Annotated in this window: 12 protein-coding genes; 8 read left to right on the top strand and 4 right to left on the bottom strand. The window is 69.6% G+C overall.

What is annotated here, in order from left to right; translation table 11 throughout:
• Window positions 1-28: 28 nt before the first annotated feature.
• Genes ACRXBZ_RS35705 through ACRXBZ_RS35695 form a run of 3 tightly spaced genes read right to left on the bottom strand, consistent with a single transcriptional unit; the run spans window position 29 to window position 3,609 of the window.
• Entirely contained in the window at window positions 29-1,198 is a 1,170-nt protein-coding gene (locus ACRXBZ_RS35705) for a M20 metallopeptidase family protein (protein WP_433882826.1), read from the bottom strand.
• Entirely contained in the window at window positions 1,191-2,330 is a 1,140-nt protein-coding gene (locus ACRXBZ_RS35700; RefSeq protein WP_433882825.1) for an amidohydrolase family protein, read from the bottom strand. The genes ACRXBZ_RS35705 and ACRXBZ_RS35700 overlap by 8 nt, the downstream gene beginning before the upstream one ends.
• Window positions 2,320-3,609 carry a glutamine synthetase family protein gene (locus tag ACRXBZ_RS35695; RefSeq protein ID WP_433882824.1) on the bottom strand — a complete coding sequence of 430 codons (1,290 nt, stop codon included), beginning with the start codon at window positions 3,607-3,609 and terminating at the stop codon, window positions 2,320-2,322. Before ACRXBZ_RS35695 ends, ACRXBZ_RS35700 begins: the two co-directional genes overlap by 11 nt.
• A gap of 250 nt (window positions 3,610-3,859) precedes the next feature.
• On the opposite strand from ACRXBZ_RS35695, the gene mftD reads away from it, so the two are divergent.
• From mftD to ACRXBZ_RS35655, 8 genes are all read left to right on the top strand, one after another.
• Entirely contained in the window at window positions 3,860-5,032 is a 1,173-nt protein-coding gene (mftD, locus tag ACRXBZ_RS35690; RefSeq protein ID WP_433882823.1) for a pre-mycofactocin synthase MftD, read from the top strand.
• 64 nt (window positions 5,033-5,096) lie between these two features.
• Entirely contained in the window at window positions 5,097-6,602 is a 1,506-nt protein-coding gene (locus tag ACRXBZ_RS35685; RefSeq protein ID WP_433882822.1) for a GMC family oxidoreductase, read from the top strand.
• A complete protein-coding gene (locus ACRXBZ_RS35680; protein ID WP_433882821.1) occupies window positions 6,583-7,902 on the top strand; it encodes an aspartate aminotransferase family protein in 1,320 nt (439 codons plus the stop codon). Before ACRXBZ_RS35685 ends, ACRXBZ_RS35680 begins: the two co-directional genes overlap by 20 nt.
• A 164-nt stretch (window positions 7,903-8,066) precedes the next feature.
• Entirely contained in the window at window positions 8,067-9,332 is a 1,266-nt protein-coding gene (locus ACRXBZ_RS35675; protein WP_433882820.1) for an ABC transporter substrate-binding protein, read from the top strand.
• Window positions 9,329-10,102, top strand: coding sequence for an ABC transporter ATP-binding protein (locus tag ACRXBZ_RS35670; RefSeq protein ID WP_433882819.1), 774 nt, complete (start codon window positions 9,329-9,331; stop codon window positions 10,100-10,102). Before ACRXBZ_RS35675 ends, ACRXBZ_RS35670 begins: the two co-directional genes overlap by 4 nt.
• 1 nt (window position 10,103) lies before the next feature.
• The gene (locus ACRXBZ_RS35665; RefSeq protein WP_433882818.1) at window positions 10,104-10,838 is read left to right on the top strand and encodes an ABC transporter ATP-binding protein; all 735 of its coding nucleotides are present in this window, start codon (window positions 10,104-10,106) and stop codon (window positions 10,836-10,838) included.
• The gene (locus ACRXBZ_RS35660; protein WP_433882817.1) at window positions 10,835-11,710 is read left to right on the top strand and encodes a branched-chain amino acid ABC transporter permease; all 876 of its coding nucleotides are present in this window, start codon (window positions 10,835-10,837) and stop codon (window positions 11,708-11,710) included. The genes ACRXBZ_RS35665 and ACRXBZ_RS35660 overlap by 4 nt, the downstream gene beginning before the upstream one ends.
• The gene (locus tag ACRXBZ_RS35655; protein ID WP_433882816.1) at window positions 11,707-12,789 is read left to right on the top strand and encodes a branched-chain amino acid ABC transporter permease; all 1,083 of its coding nucleotides are present in this window, start codon (window positions 11,707-11,709) and stop codon (window positions 12,787-12,789) included. The genes ACRXBZ_RS35660 and ACRXBZ_RS35655 overlap by 4 nt, the downstream gene beginning before the upstream one ends.
• Before the next feature lie 44 nt (window positions 12,790-12,833).
• On the opposite strand, the gene ACRXBZ_RS35650 is transcribed toward ACRXBZ_RS35655, so the two are convergent.
• Window positions 12,834-13,682: a MurR/RpiR family transcriptional regulator gene (locus ACRXBZ_RS35650; RefSeq protein WP_433882815.1), complete on the bottom strand. Its 849-nt coding sequence runs from the start codon at window positions 13,680-13,682 to the stop codon at window positions 12,834-12,836.
• Window positions 13,683-13,751: the final 69 nt, after the last annotated feature.

Raw genomic sequence — 13,751 nt, 5'->3', positions numbered from 1 at the left:
ATCGGGAAGCTATCCAGCCTGTCGGGGATCATCGCAGCGGGCTCTCTTCCCGCAGCAGGTCGGCGGCACCGAGGTAACCCGCGAGCATGGCTCGTGCTGTCAGGTGGAGGTCGGAGTCGGAGGGCAGGAAAGCCGAGGAATGCAGCGGTTCGTCGGTCTCGGACCCGACGAACATCATCACCGCCGGCATGACTTCGGAGAAGTAGGAGAAGTCGTCGGCGCCGAGTGAGCGCAGGGTGGTCGACAGCGCGATGTTCTGGTCGCCGAGGTGGCGGGCCACGGCGTCGACCAATCGCGGGTCGTTGTGTAGGACGGGTTCACCGTGGGTGATCTTCACCTCGACCCCGCAGGAGTGCGCCCGGGCGACGTTCTCCGCGACCGCCTGCACCCTCTTGCGCAGCAGCTCACGGGTCTCGGCGTTCATCGCGCGGATGGTTCCCGTGGCCCGTGCGAGGCCGGGGATGACGTTCGCGGCCGTGCCGGAGGAGATGGACGAGACCCCCACGACGGCCGCCGCCATGGGGTCCACCGAGCGGCTGACGATACTTTGCAGGGCGACCACGATCTGGGCAAGGGCGAGCAGGGGATCCGCGGTGAGGTGCGGGTAGGCGGCGTGCCCGGAGGTGCCGTGGACCTGGATCTCGAACTCGTCGGAGGAGGCGTTGACGCTTCCGGGGACACAGGCTACGACCCCGGTCGGCAGCGCGGGCTGCAGGTGCGCGCCGATCATGGCCGCGCATCCTTCCGCCTGGAGGGCACCGTCCTCGACGATGTCGCGGGCGCCGGAGGGGTAGGTCTCCTCTCGGGGCTGGAGCACCGCGAGCAGCGGCGTGGGCAGTCGCAGCTCCTCGATGGTCCGTGCGACGGCGACGAGTGCGGCCAGGTGGACGTCGTGGCCGCAGGCGTGGGCGGTCCCGGCGCGCTCGGACGCCCATTCGACCCCGGAGGTCTCGGTGACCGGGAGCGCGTCCATCTCGCCGCGGATCCCGACCGCGGGGCCGTCGCCGCCTATGCGCACGATCGCGCCGGTGTCGGCGACTTTGGTGACCGAGGCTGCGGGCGGCAGCGCGGCGAGGACCCGGTCTCGGGTGCCGATCTCTGTTCCGGATAGTTCCGGTTCCCGGTGCAGGCAGCGGCGCAGCTGTTCGGCCTCGTGGATGTGTCGGTCGAGCACCTCCCACAGGTCTGGATCAGTCACGACCGGCTCCGTAGACACGTTCCGCATTCTCCTTGCCGATCATGGTGGCGACTCGCAGCGCGTCACGGCTGGACCACTCGCCCTCCTCGACCCACGCCGCGAGCGTGCGGTGGAGGCCGCGCCGCCAGAGCACGGAGCCGAGGTGGTGCAGCTCGGCGGGACCCCAGGCGTCGGAGGAGTAGAAGATCTTGCCAAACGGTGCAAGTTCGAGGGACTCCGCGACGACGCGGGAGGACGCTGCCCCGGTGTAGTTGACCGCGAGGCCGACGTCGAAGTACACGTGCGGGAACACCTGCGCCAGATAGCCGGCGTGGCGGTGGTACGGATAGCAGTGCAGCAGGACGATCGCTACGCCGCGCGGCTCGACCGCTCGCAGCCAGGACGTGAGCAGCAGTGGGTCGCAGCGGTGCAGGTCGAGGTCGGGGTCGCCGTAGCCGGCGTGCATCTGCAGCGGGAGGCCGAGTTCGAGACCCTCCCAGAGCAGGAACCGCAGCAGCACGGGATTGGTGACGCGAGGGGACGCCCCGGCGTCGATCTCGCGCAGCCACCGGCCCGCGGCCTGCTGGACCTCGGCCTCGCTCGGGCGGGCCGGGTCGACGTCGAATCCGTACCGGTAGGCGAGCACCGACTTGAGGCCGACTGCGTGCGTGGTCGCGGTGGTCAGGGCCTGCCGGAACAGATCCGGCAACTCCTGCGCCAACGCGCCCGGGGCCACGGTCTCCAGCACCGTCTCGAGGCGGACGATCTCCTCGACCCGGCCGGGCGCGCGCACGGTGAACTCGTCAAGGGTCAGCAGATCGCTGCCCTGGTAGCCGGTGTCGACGAGCCATCGGTCGACTCCCGCCGCTGCGAGCAGTCGGTCATCGAGCTCGGCCGCGGACAGTGCCCGGCGGGCGTCGAGGTAGTCCTCCATGGCGCAGTGGGGCTCCAGCCCGAGCAGCGGGGCACAGTGCCGGCGCACGGCGATCCCGATCTGGGAGTCCAGGTGGCTGGTGCCCGGCGCAGCCGGCCGGGCAGACTCGGTGAGCAGCTGGGCGAACTGCGGGGCCGTGGGCTGATCGCGCAGGCTGGCGTGGACGTGATGGTCAACGAGGCGCAGCTCGCCGATCGCGGACTCGAGCTCAGTGGGCATTGGCGACCCTCGCGCAGCGCTCGCGGTCGGACAGCCCGGCCACCTCGTCGAGCTCGGCGCGCTTGACCGCGAGGTGGGTGGCGAGCAGGTCGGGATGGAACCAGTTGCTGACGATCTTGTCGGCCTCGAGCTCGGCGAGCGCTTCGTCGAGGCTGCGGGGCAGAGCGGGGACCTCGGCGAGTTCGGTTTCGGTCACTGCCTCCGGCCAGACGTGCACCGGCGCGTAGGACTCGCCGAGGCCCTGCAGCCCGGCGCGGATGAGCACACCGAGGACCAGCCAGGGGTTGGCGGTGGCGTCGGCGGCGCGGAACTCCAGGTTGTACTGGGAGGTGGGGTCAGCGGCGCCGACGGTGCTTGTCGGGCAGATCCGCAGGAGTGCCTCCCGGTTACGCTCGGCCAGGAACACCCCGCCGACGCTCCAACGGCACGGCATCAGCCGGAGGTAGGACGTGGGCGACGGCGCGGTGAACGCGAGCAGGGCCCGCGCGTGGGCGAGAACGCCGGCTGCGAAGCGCTGGCCGAGGTCCGACAGCCCGCCGGGGCCTGAGGGGTCGTGGAGGACGAGACGGCCCTCGGCGTCGCGCAGCGAGAGGTGCACGTGCACACCGTTCCCGCTGCCGGCCGGGTCGAGCAGCGGGGCGAAGCTCACGCGCTGCCCGTGGCGGCGGGCGAGGTCGCGAACCAGCTCCTTGAGCAGCACCGCGCGGTCCGCGGCGAGCAGCGCGTCGGTCGGCTCCAGGGTGATCTCGAACTGGCCCGCTCCGTACTCCGGCAACCAGTTCTCCGGTTGCAGGCCCATGGTGTCCAGCAGACTCACCAGCTCCGACCCGAAGGGCTCGGCATTGCGGTGGCGCGCGAACGAGAACGGCCGCTCGTCGACGAGGTCGGGCGCCATGAACTCGTGCTCGAACGAGGCCTGCACGACCAGCCCGGTGCGCTCCCGCAGCTCGGCCAGGGCGTTGCGGGCGAAGGTGCGTGGACAGCACGGCCAGGGGGATCCGTCGAGCAGGACCTGGTCGGCGAGCAGCAGGCTGACGCCCGGGTCGTCGTCGGTGCCCGGGATGTCGACCCGCGTGGCCGGGTCGGGCATCAGCCGCAGGTCACCGGTGGACCCGAAGACGTTGGGCGCGATCGTCCCGAACGAGCTCAGCGCCAGGTTGGCCGGAACCCAGCCCACGCCGCGGCGCAGCACCCGGTCGAGGGCGTCGCTGGGAACACTGCGCCCGCGCACCTGGCCCGCGAGATCGGCGGTCGCAACGAAAACGGTCGGTGAGTGCATGGTCCACCTTCTCAGTCCTGCGGGTGTGTGCGGAGGTGTCGCGGTCAGCTCAGCCCGGGCACGCTCGCTGCGATTGTTATAGACGTTACAACACTTGGTCAACAGTGCAAACTTGAAATCACGCTTCCGGGAACGCCCGGGCCGATCACTTGACATGTGCGTTACAAGAAATTGTTAGTCAAGCCTTGTCGTAAGAAGAATTTCAGCCTACGGTTGTGCCTCACACCACAGCGAAGGAGCCGTGTTCAGCATGATCCGCTTCCGTAACCTCGCTGAGGCAGAACGCGTCGCGAAGCGGCGGCTGCCCCGCGCGATCTGGCTCGCCGTCAAGGCCGGCAACGAGCAGGGATGGACCCTGGATGAGAACGTGCGCGTCTTCAGCGAGCTCGGCTTCTCCCCCACGGTCTTCGACCGTCCGACGAACTTCGACCTGAGTGCCCGGGTCCTTGGCATCGACGTCGAGTTCCCGGTGCTCGTCTCGCCGGTGGGCGCCCAGGCGATCCACCCCGACGGCGAGGTCGGCGTCGCGCGGGCCGCCGCCCGAGCGGGGACCGCGATCGGCCTGAGCTCCTGGTCCTCGGACTCGGTCGCCGACGTCGCACGCGCCAATGACAACACCATCTTCCAGCTTTACTGGGTTGGGTCCCGGCCGGAGATCGAGGCTCGCGTCGAGGCCGCCCGCGCCGCCGGTGCCAAGGCGTTGATCGTGACCCTGGACTGGTCGTTCACCCCGCGACGCGACTGGGGTGTGCCGCCCGCGCCGCCGAGCGATCGCAGCATCTCCACGCTGGCACGGCTGACACCCCATGCGCTCTCCCGTCCGGGATGGCTCATCAGGTATTTGCGACGTGGCCGGATCCCGGAACTGCGGGTCCCCAACCTCGTCACGCTGGACGGTCGCGTGCCGTACTTCGGCAAGGCTTGGGCCGACTTCGAGGCGACCCCGCCTCCGACGTGGGACGACGTCAAGTGGCTGCGCGATCTGTGGGGTGGCCCCTTCATGGTCAAGGGCATCAGCACCGTGCGCGACGCCAAGCTCTGCGTCGACCTCGGTGCGGATGCGATCTCGCTGTCCAACCACGGCGGCAACAACATTGACGGCACCCCCTCGCCGCTGCGTCAGCTGCCCTACCTGGTCGATGCCGTCGGAGACCAGGTCGACGTCATGGTCGACGGCGGCATCCGCCGAGGCTCGGACGTGGTGAAGGCCGTCGCGCTCGGAGCCAAGGCTGTGTTCATCGGCCGCGCCTTCCTCTACGGCCTGGCCGCCGGCGGCGAGGAGGGCGTCTACCAGGTCCTGCAGGTTCTCCGGAACGGGATCCGGGAAACGATGTACGGCATCGGGCGCAGCAGCCTCTCCGAGCTCTCCCGCGACGACCTGCTGCTGCTCAACCCCCACTTCTTCGTCCCACCGACGCGCTGACCAACCCGCGGATGCAGAGCAAACGCACAGCCGTCTAGACGCACCGACCAGACAGGAGATTGCCGTGAGCCGGATAGTGGTCGTCGGCGCCGGAAGTGCCGGATCCGTGGTCGCCGCCCGCCTGAGCGAGGACCCTGACCACGAGGTCGTACTCGTCGAGGCCGGGCCCGACCATTCGGGCTCCGCCATCGCACGCGCCTTGGCGTCGGTGAACTGGATCGACGCCATGGGCGCCACGGCGGCGTTCGATCAGGAGCTACAGGCGACCCGCCTGGCCAACGACCTCCCGCGCAACTACCACCGTGGTCGCGGGATCGGCGGGTCCGGCTCGGTGAATGCCATGCTGGCTCTGCCCGGGCTCCCGCGGGACTACGACCGGTGGGCGCGCGTCTACGGACTCACCGACTGGAGCTGGGCGCAGGTGGAACCCACCTTCGTGGACCTCAAGCGGGAGCTGCTGCGCTCGCCCCTGCCGGAGTACACCCCGATCGACCGGGCACTGGCCGACTCCGCGGCCGCGCTCGACCTCCCGCGGGAGGTCGACACTTACTCCTCCCCGGCCGACGGATCCGGTGGCCTGTGGCGCAATGCGGATCGGGCTGGCAGGCGCTCCTCCCGGGAGCTCTACCTGGACCCCTGCCGCGACCGGCCGAACCTGGAGGTGCGCACCACCGCCAAGGCCGACCGCCTGCTGCGCCGCGGCGAGGACGTGCACGGTGTCGTCCTCGTCGACGGCACGGTGATCGATGCCGACGAGGTCGTCCTGTGCGCCGGGGCGATCGAGACGCCGGCGATTCTGCTGCGCAGCGAGTGCGACCGGCCCGGTGTCGGGCGCGGCCTGCAGGACCACCCCGCCGCGTCGATCAAGCTGGCCCTGCGCCCCCAGTACCAGGATGTGAACCTCGGCCTGCCGTGCATCAACGCCGTGCTGCGGCTCTCGTCATCCTACGGCGAGGGAGACATCCACATCCTGCCGATGCACGGGGCCCTGACCGTGTCCGCACCGCCGCACCACGGCGTCCTTATGGCCGCGGTGATGACGGTCCGTTCCCGGGGCCAGGTCACGCTCAACCCCGACCGCCCCACGGGGCCCCCGGTCGTCACCGAGCGCATGCTGACCGACGAGCAGGACCGGTCGGTCATGCGCGAGGCCATCGGCCACGTCCGGCGACTGCTGCAGACCCCGGCGTTCACCGAGATCGTCGAGGCCGCGTTCATCGACGACGCCGGCACCCCGGTCTCCGCCCTGGACGACCCGCAGGTCTACGAGAAGTGGCTGTCCGCGTCGGTTGGTGACTACTTCCACGTCGTGGGCACCGCCCGCATGGGCACCCGGGACGACCCCGATGCGGTCGTCGACGAACGCGGTCGCGTCTACGGGCTGCGCCACGTGCGGGTCATCGACTGCTCGGTCATGCCCGAGGTCCCCAGCGCGAACACCCACCTGCCCGTCGTCATGGTCGCCGAACGACTCAGCGCGGCCCTGCGTGCCGACCTAACGTCGGCTGCCGACCAGCTTGCCCACCCCCGTTCCAAGCAAGGAGAGCTCCGTGCCCACATTGCCCAGTGACGCCGCCCAGCGAGCCGAGGCCTCCACGACCTGGGACCGCGCTCGTGCCGTCGTGCCCCGGGGGGTCTCCTCCGGGCACCGCGTCGGCTGGGCGCAGGCGTTCGTCCGCAGCTCCGGCGCCTACGTCTGGGACGACGAGGACCGCCGCTACGTCGACTTCCTCAACGCCTGGGGCCCGATCGTCCTCGGCCACTGTGACGACCGGGTCAATCGCGCGGTCTACGAGGCGGCAAGCACCTGCGACCTGACGGGCGTCGGCCCCCAGCCCGGTGAGGCTCAGCTGGCCGAGACCATCTGTCAGGTCATGCCCTCCGCCGAGAAGGTCGTCTTCTGCACCTCCGGCACCGACGCCACCATGCACGCGGTCCACCTCGCCCGCGCAGCGACCGGTCGGCTCAAGATCCTTAAGTTCCACGGGTCCTACCACGGCTGGAACGACCACGTCGCGGTCGGCAGCTCGCGAAAGGACCTGACCACCGCCACCCGGCTGAACACACCCAACGGCGGAGGCCTGCACCCGGCCGTCGTCGATGACGTCGTGGTCGTGGAGTGGAACGACGAGGCCGGGCTCCGCGCCGCCTTCGACCAGTTCGGCGACCAGCTCGCCGCCGCGTTCGCCGAGGGCTACGTGCACAGCTTCGGCTGCGTGCCCGCCGCCCCCGGGTTCCTCGAGCTGCTGCGGACCCTGTGCACCCGCAACGGCGTGGTCATGGTCCTCGACGAGGTCAAGACCGGGTTCCGGGTCGCGATCGGCGGCTACCAGTCCGTGTGCGGGGTCGTCCCCGACCTCACCGCGTTCGGCAAGGCCGTCGCCAACGGCTACTCCCTCGCCGGCCTCGCCGGCACCGACGCCCTCATGAGCCACCTGGGCGCCTACAGCAAGAACGAGGCAACCGTCGACGGCACCTACAACGCCTCGCCCTACGCCCTCGCCGCCGCGAACCAGACCCTCGCGATCATGCAGACCGAGGACGTGTTCGGCGCCCTCTACGCCCGCGGTGAGCAGATGCGCAGCGGGATCCAGAAGGCGATCGACAGCCTGGGCGTCCCGGCCACCGTCGCTGGCCTCGGCTCGGAGTGGTGCGTCTACTTCCGCCCCGAGTTGCCGGTGAACTTCCGTCAGGCGATGGAGTCCGACGCCGACATGTACGCCAAATACCACAGCTCGCTGCTCGCCCAGGGCGTGCTCGAGCCCGCCTTCCCGACCGGCGACCGCCGACTCAACGCGGCCACCACCGAGGCCGACGTCGACTTCGCGCTCGAATGCGTCCACAACGCGCTCACCGCAGCCATCTCCTGACCACCGCTACCCGCTCACCGGCACCCGGCGGAGCACTACCCGGCATTACCCAGAACTACCGGCAGTACCGCGCACTACAAGCGCAAACCAGCAGTCCGCTGCGTGCGACGACGGCCGCAGTTGCGCACGGCACCCAAAACCCTCACTGAGCCTAGGTAGGACACATGCTCTCTTCAGCGCGCCCAAAACCGGCCAAGAGGACCGCTCTCGCGGCGTTCTCACTCGCGGCCGTGCTCGCCGCCGCGGGCTGCACCGGCACCGACTCCACAGGCAGTTCTGGTGATTCCGGCGACTCCGACACCGTGACCATCGGATTCGCGCTCAGCCAGAGCGGCCCGATGGCGCCCTTCGACGTCGAGCCGGGCAACGCCGCGCTGATGCGCGTCGCGCAGCTCAACGCCCAGGGCGGCATCGGCGGCCGCCAGATCAAGGCCATCGTCAAGGACGTCCGGTCAGACCCCGACACGGTCGGCACGGTCGCCACAGAACTGGTGTCCGAGGGCGTGAACCTCCTGGTCACCCCGTGCGACTTCGACCTGAGCGCACCCGGGGCCTCGGTCGCCCAAGCCGCCTCCATCCCGGCGATCTCGATCTGTGCCGGCGACCCGAAGATGGCCGACAGAAAGACCCTCGGCGACTACATCTTCTCCGGCAACACCGGAAGCGACGTCGAGGGCGCCACCGGTGCCGCCTGGGCGATCCAGCGCGGCTGGAAGTCCGCCTACGTCATCCAGGACGAGAGCATCGAGTACACCAAGTCGGCCGGGAAGTACTTCCGCGCCGAGTTCGAGAAGCAGGGCGGCACCATCGTCGGCGAGGACGCCTTCCCCGGCGGCGACAACGTCGACATCAGCAGCCAGGCCAACCGGCTGCGCAACCTCTCCCCCAAGCCCGACTTCGTCTACGTGGCCAGCTGGAACCCGGGCGGCGCGACCGCAATCCGCCAGCTGCGCGACGCGGGCGTGACGGCACCGATCGTCGGCCCGGCCGCGCTGGACGGCCAGGTCCTGCTCGGAATCGTGGGCAACCGGGCCAGCGACATCTACTACACGGCCTTCGCCTGCTACTCCTACTGCAGCGGCTCCGGGCTCAACGGCCTGGACTCCTTCGTCTCCGACTACGAGAAGCAGTACGGCGCTAAGCCGGCCTCGAGCTACGCGTTGCTTGGCTACAATCTGATCTCGGCGGTCGGTTCGTCGCTCGAAGGGGTCGGGCCGGGCTCCGGCGAGCAGATCAAGGCCGCGCTCGAGAACAGCAAGCCCGTCACGACGCCCATCGGCGACGTCAGGTACTTCTCCCCGACCTGCCACAAGATCACCAACATGCCGCTGACGGTGATCGGGGTCGAGCAGGGCAGCATGAAGTTCGTTGGTCAGCAGCGCGTCGACGCCATCCCCAACGTCGGCGACGGCAACTCCTGCGCGTCATGAACAGCCCGACCGCACCGGCCGCCGCACCGGCCACCGAAGCCTCCACCACTCAGTCGCAGCTCCAGATGGTCGACGGCGGCATCCACTTCGACGGTGTGAAGGCCGTGGACGGTGTCTCGATCACGGTCCGCTCGGGTGAGGTCCTGGGGCTCATCGGTCCCAACGGCTCGGGGAAGACAAGCACGCTGAACCTGCTCTGCGGGATGCTGCGGGCCACCAGCGGTTCGATCCATCTCGACGACCGCGATGTCACCCGGATGTCCATGCGGCACCGGGCCCGGCTCGGGATCGTGCGGACCTTCCAGAGCGGCCGGGTCTTCGCCCGGCTCACCGTCGCGGAGAACATCGAGGCGGCCGCCCTAGGCGGGCGTCTGCGCCGCAGCGCAGCCCGCAAGCTGCGCGACGAGATCATCGACGAGCTCGGACTCGGGGCCGTCGCGGCGGCCCCGGCGTCGAGCCTGCCCGCCGGGCAGATCAGGACCGCCGCGATCGCCCGCGCTCTGGCGACCCGTCCGCGTTTTCTGCTGCTCGACGAACCGGCCGCGGGGCAGAACGAGGCCGAGGCCGTCGATCTGATCAACACGATCCGCGGGTTCGCCCGCCGTCGGTCCTGCGGTGTCCTGCTCGTCGAGCACGACATGGCGGTCGTGATGGGGACCTGCGATCGGCTGCATGTGCTCGACAGCGGTCGCACGGTCGTCGAGGGCAACCCGCCGGCGGTCCGCAAGGACCCACGGGTGATCGAAATCTACTTCGGGAAGCGATACTGACATGGTCCTGCACATCGACGACGTGTCGGTCCAGTACGGCGCGGCCGTGCGCGCGGTCCAGGGATGCACGCTCGAGGTCGGGGAGGGGCAACTCGTCTCGGTCATCGGCCAGAACGGCGCCGGGAAGAGCACCCTGCTCAAAGCCGTCATGGGCCTGATCCCGCTGGCCGGCGGAAGCATCAGGGTCGACGACGTCCAGGTCGGATCCCGGGCGTTCTCACCGGTACGCAGCCAGCTGTCCTACGTGCCCGAGCGCGGCGGAGTGTTCGCGAACCTGTCCGTGGGCGAGAACCTGCGTCTCGGTGGGGTCGCCTGCAAGGACAAGGCCGCCGTCGCCACCCGCATCGAGCGGGAACTCGAACGCTTCCCCGTGCTGCGCAAGTACTGGGGCCGCGGGGCGAGCCTGCTCTCCGGCGGCGAGCAGCAGCAACTCGCAATCGCCCGCGCCCTGATCCTCGATCCCCGCCTGCTGTTGCTCGACGAGCCCACCCTGGGCCTGGCGCCGATCATCATCGATCTGATCTTCGATGTGATCGCCGGCCTCCGGGCCGACGGCACGACGATCCTGCTGGTCGAGCAGAACGCCATGCGCGCGCTCGAGGTCAGCGACCGCGCCTACGTCCTGCAGGCGCCGGGCAAGGTGCTCGGTGCCGGGACCGCGGCCGAACTCCAAGACATCCCTGCCGTGGTCGACTACCTCGGCTTCGCACCCTCCGAAGCAGGTGCTTCGCAGTGATCCTCGAATTCGTCGTCTCCGCGATCGGCCTGGGCGCCCTCTACGCGCTGCTCACCATCGGCGTGGCGCTGCTGTTCGGCGTCCTGGGCCTGTTGAACTTCGCCTACGGCGAGATCGTCATGGCCGGCGGCTTTGCCCTCTACCTGTTCCGCGACCAGCCCTGGGCGCTCGCCGTCGGTGCCGCCCTGGTGCTCGCCGTCATCGTCGCCGTCGTCTGCGAGGTGCTGGCCTTCCGCCCGCTGCGTAACGCCGACCCGATCACGCTGATGATCGCCTCCTTCGCCGTCAGCCTCGCGATCCAGAGCCTGGCCCGCATGACCGTGCTCCCGCGCGCCCAGGGCGTGGCCCCGGAGCCGTTCCTGGGACAGCGCTTCCAGCTCCTCGGCGCCGACATCAGCGTCCTGGAGATCGGCACCCTCGTGCTCTGCGGGCTCATCCTCGGTGCCGTCGCCTGGCTGATGACCCGCACAAGCCTGGGCATCCAGCTGCGCGCCGCGGCCGAGAACTTCGAGATGGCCTCCGTGCTCGGCGTGCGGGCGAACCTCGTCATCCCTGGCGCCTTCGCGATCGTCGGGCTCCTGGCCGCCGCCGGATCGGTCGTGCTCGTCGCACGCCAAGGCGCGGTGTCCGCCGAGATGGGCCTGCAGCCGATGCTCATCGGCGTGGTCGGGGCGGTACTCGGTGGGCTGCGCAGCCTGAAGGGCGCGGCACTGGGCGGGTTCATCCTCGGCGTGGCCACGACGCTGCTCGAGACGGTCCTCCCGACCGGGCTGATCGCCTTCCGCGACGCCGTCCTCTTCTCGGCCCTGATCGCCGTCCTGGTCATCAGGCCCCAGGGCCTGCTCAGCAGCGCGAAGGTGCGTGTCTCATGAGGAACAAGTTCGACTGGCTCCAGACCCCCGCTCTGCTCGTGGGACTGTGTGTCCTCTGCGCGCTGGTCGGGGCCTTCAGCGGTGGCGCGCTCGGCCGCGTGGTCACCATGACACTGATCTCGGTCGTGTTCGTCGCCGGGCTTTCGGTCTTCACCGGCAACTCCGGGGTGATGTCGTTCGGGCACGTGGCGTTCATGGCCGTCGGCGCCTACGCCACCGCCTACCTGACCATCCCGGTACCGCTGAAGAACACCCTGTTCCCGCACCTGCCCGCGCCCCTGGCGTGGCTGGGCGAGGTCCACGCCCCGTTTCCGGAGGCGCTCGTGATCTCCGGCCTGGCGGCTGGACTGCTCGGGTTGCTCACCTCACCGATCGTCGCGCGACTGAGCGGCCTGCAGTCCGGCATCGCCACCCTGGCGGTGCTGGTGATCGTCTACAACGTGCTGAACAGCTGGACCGACGTGACCCGCGGCTCCTCCAGCATGATCGGGATCCCCAAGGTCACCACGGTCTGGACCGCACTGGCCGTCGTCGCGGTCACAATCGTCGTGGCCTGGGCCTACCGGTGCTCACGCAGCGGACTGCAGCTCAAGGCCTCCCGTGACGACTTCTGGGCGGCCGAAGCGGCGGGGATCTCCGTCGGGCGCCACCGAGCGATCGCCTGGGTCCTCAGCGCGATCCTCTGCGGGATCTCCGGTTCGCTGTACGCATCGTTCCTGGCCACGTTCAACGTCAGCGGGTTCTTCCTCTCCACGACCTTCGCCTTTGTGGTGATGGTGGTGCTCGGCGGCTACCTCTCCCTCAGCGGTGCCGTGATCGGGGGGATCGGCGTCAGCGCCCTGCAGGAGCTGCTGCGGCGCCTGCAGGACGGTGGGCTGACCGGGGGCGTGGCACTCCCGGCGGGCACCGCCGACCTGCTGCTCGCGGCGGTCCTGCTGGTCATCCTGATCAAGGCGCCCTACGGGGTGATGAACGTGCGCGAGCTACGACTCCCCCGCCCCCGCGGGAAGGGCAGCGACAAGCCTCGCCAGGCCGGCCAGACCGATCCGGTGCGGTTGACCAGCGGCGCCACGCAATGACAGACCGGGCGTCGCCGGTCAGAGAGGCCGGATCGAGGGGAGCACTACTCGGTGTTCTCCTCGATCTGTTGGAGCCTTTCCACGCCCTTCGCACCCCGGCGCTCGGCGACCGCGGCGATGACGCTCTCCGTCACCGCGGTCGCCGCGACCAGCGAGTCGAACGGTGAGGCGGAGTCGACACGCACGGGCAGCACGACCTTGGCGACCTTCGCGATGGGCGAGAGCCAGTTATCGGTCATCAGGCACACCGTCACTCCCCTGTCCGCCATCTGCTGGGAGAAGCGCAGGTTGAGGTCGGTGTAGCGGCGGTAGTCGAAGACGACGAACACGGTGCTGCCCGTCGCCTCCACCACCGTGCTCCGTCGGTCGATCTCGTCGTTGCTCACCAACGCCACGCCCGACCGGATCAGGCGCAGGTGCACGACCAGATACTCCGCCAACAGCCGGCTGAACCGGCCGCCCGCGACCCGGATCTCTCGACCCGGGTCGCTGAGCAGGCCCACCAGACGACCGAACTCCGACTCCGGCAGGTCGGCGTAGCTGGACGAGAGCATCTCGGCGAAGGAGCTGAGCGTCTCGGGCAGCACGCCTTCCTCCGACGTGCGCTTCGCCGCGATCTGCTTGAGTGGGGACCCGAGCTCGCCGTTCAACTCGTGCACGAGCGCGCGCTGGAAGGAGGGGAAGCCGGAGAACCCCAGCCGGGTCACGAACCGCACGACCGTGGGAGAGCTGACCCCGCCCCTTTCGGCCAGATCGGCGACCGTCGTCAGACCGGCGGTCGGGTAGTTGGCCAGCAGCGCTCGCGCAACCTTTCGCTCGCTATTGCTGAAGTCGTCGAGCTTCTCCATCGCCAGAGCGCGGACCGAGGCGAACCCGCCGAGGATCTCAGTCATGATGACAAATTATCAGCCACACGGCCTCTCTGAAACGGAAATTACAGATCCGGTGCCATCTTGCCGATA

This window comes from Saccharopolyspora hattusasensis, from assembly GCF_050972075.1.
Classification (GTDB): Bacteria; Actinomycetota; Actinomycetes; order Mycobacteriales; family Pseudonocardiaceae; genus Saccharopolyspora; species Saccharopolyspora hattusasensis.
The sequence above is the reverse complement of the archived record's forward strand: the minus strand, read 5'-3'. Positions and strand labels throughout refer to the sequence as shown.

Bases quoted from the DNA above. Each gene is read 5' to 3' on its own strand.
- ACRXBZ_RS35700 (WP_433882825.1), bottom strand. From the start codon at position 2,330: ATGCCCACTGAGCTCGAGTCCGCGATCGGCGAGCTGCGCCTCGTTGAC.
- ACRXBZ_RS35695 (WP_433882824.1), bottom strand. From the start codon at position 3,609: ATGCACTCACCGACCGTTTTCGTTGCGACCGCCGATCTCGCGGGCCAG.
- mftD (WP_433882823.1), top strand. From the start codon at position 3,860: ATGATCCGCTTCCGTAACCTCGCTGAGGCAGAACGCGTCGCGAAGCGG.
- ACRXBZ_RS35675 (WP_433882820.1), top strand. From the start codon at position 8,067: ATGCTCTCTTCAGCGCGCCCAAAACCGGCCAAGAGGACCGCTCTCGCG.
- ACRXBZ_RS35670 (WP_433882819.1), top strand. From the start codon at position 9,329: ATGAACAGCCCGACCGCACCGGCCGCCGCACCGGCCACCGAAGCCTCC.
- ACRXBZ_RS35665 (WP_433882818.1), top strand. From the start codon at position 10,104: ATGGTCCTGCACATCGACGACGTGTCGGTCCAGTACGGCGCGGCCGTG.
- ACRXBZ_RS35655 (WP_433882816.1), top strand. From the start codon at position 11,707: ATGAGGAACAAGTTCGACTGGCTCCAGACCCCCGCTCTGCTCGTGGGA.
- ACRXBZ_RS35650 (WP_433882815.1), bottom strand. From the start codon at position 13,682: ATGACTGAGATCCTCGGCGGGTTCGCCTCGGTCCGCGCTCTGGCGATG.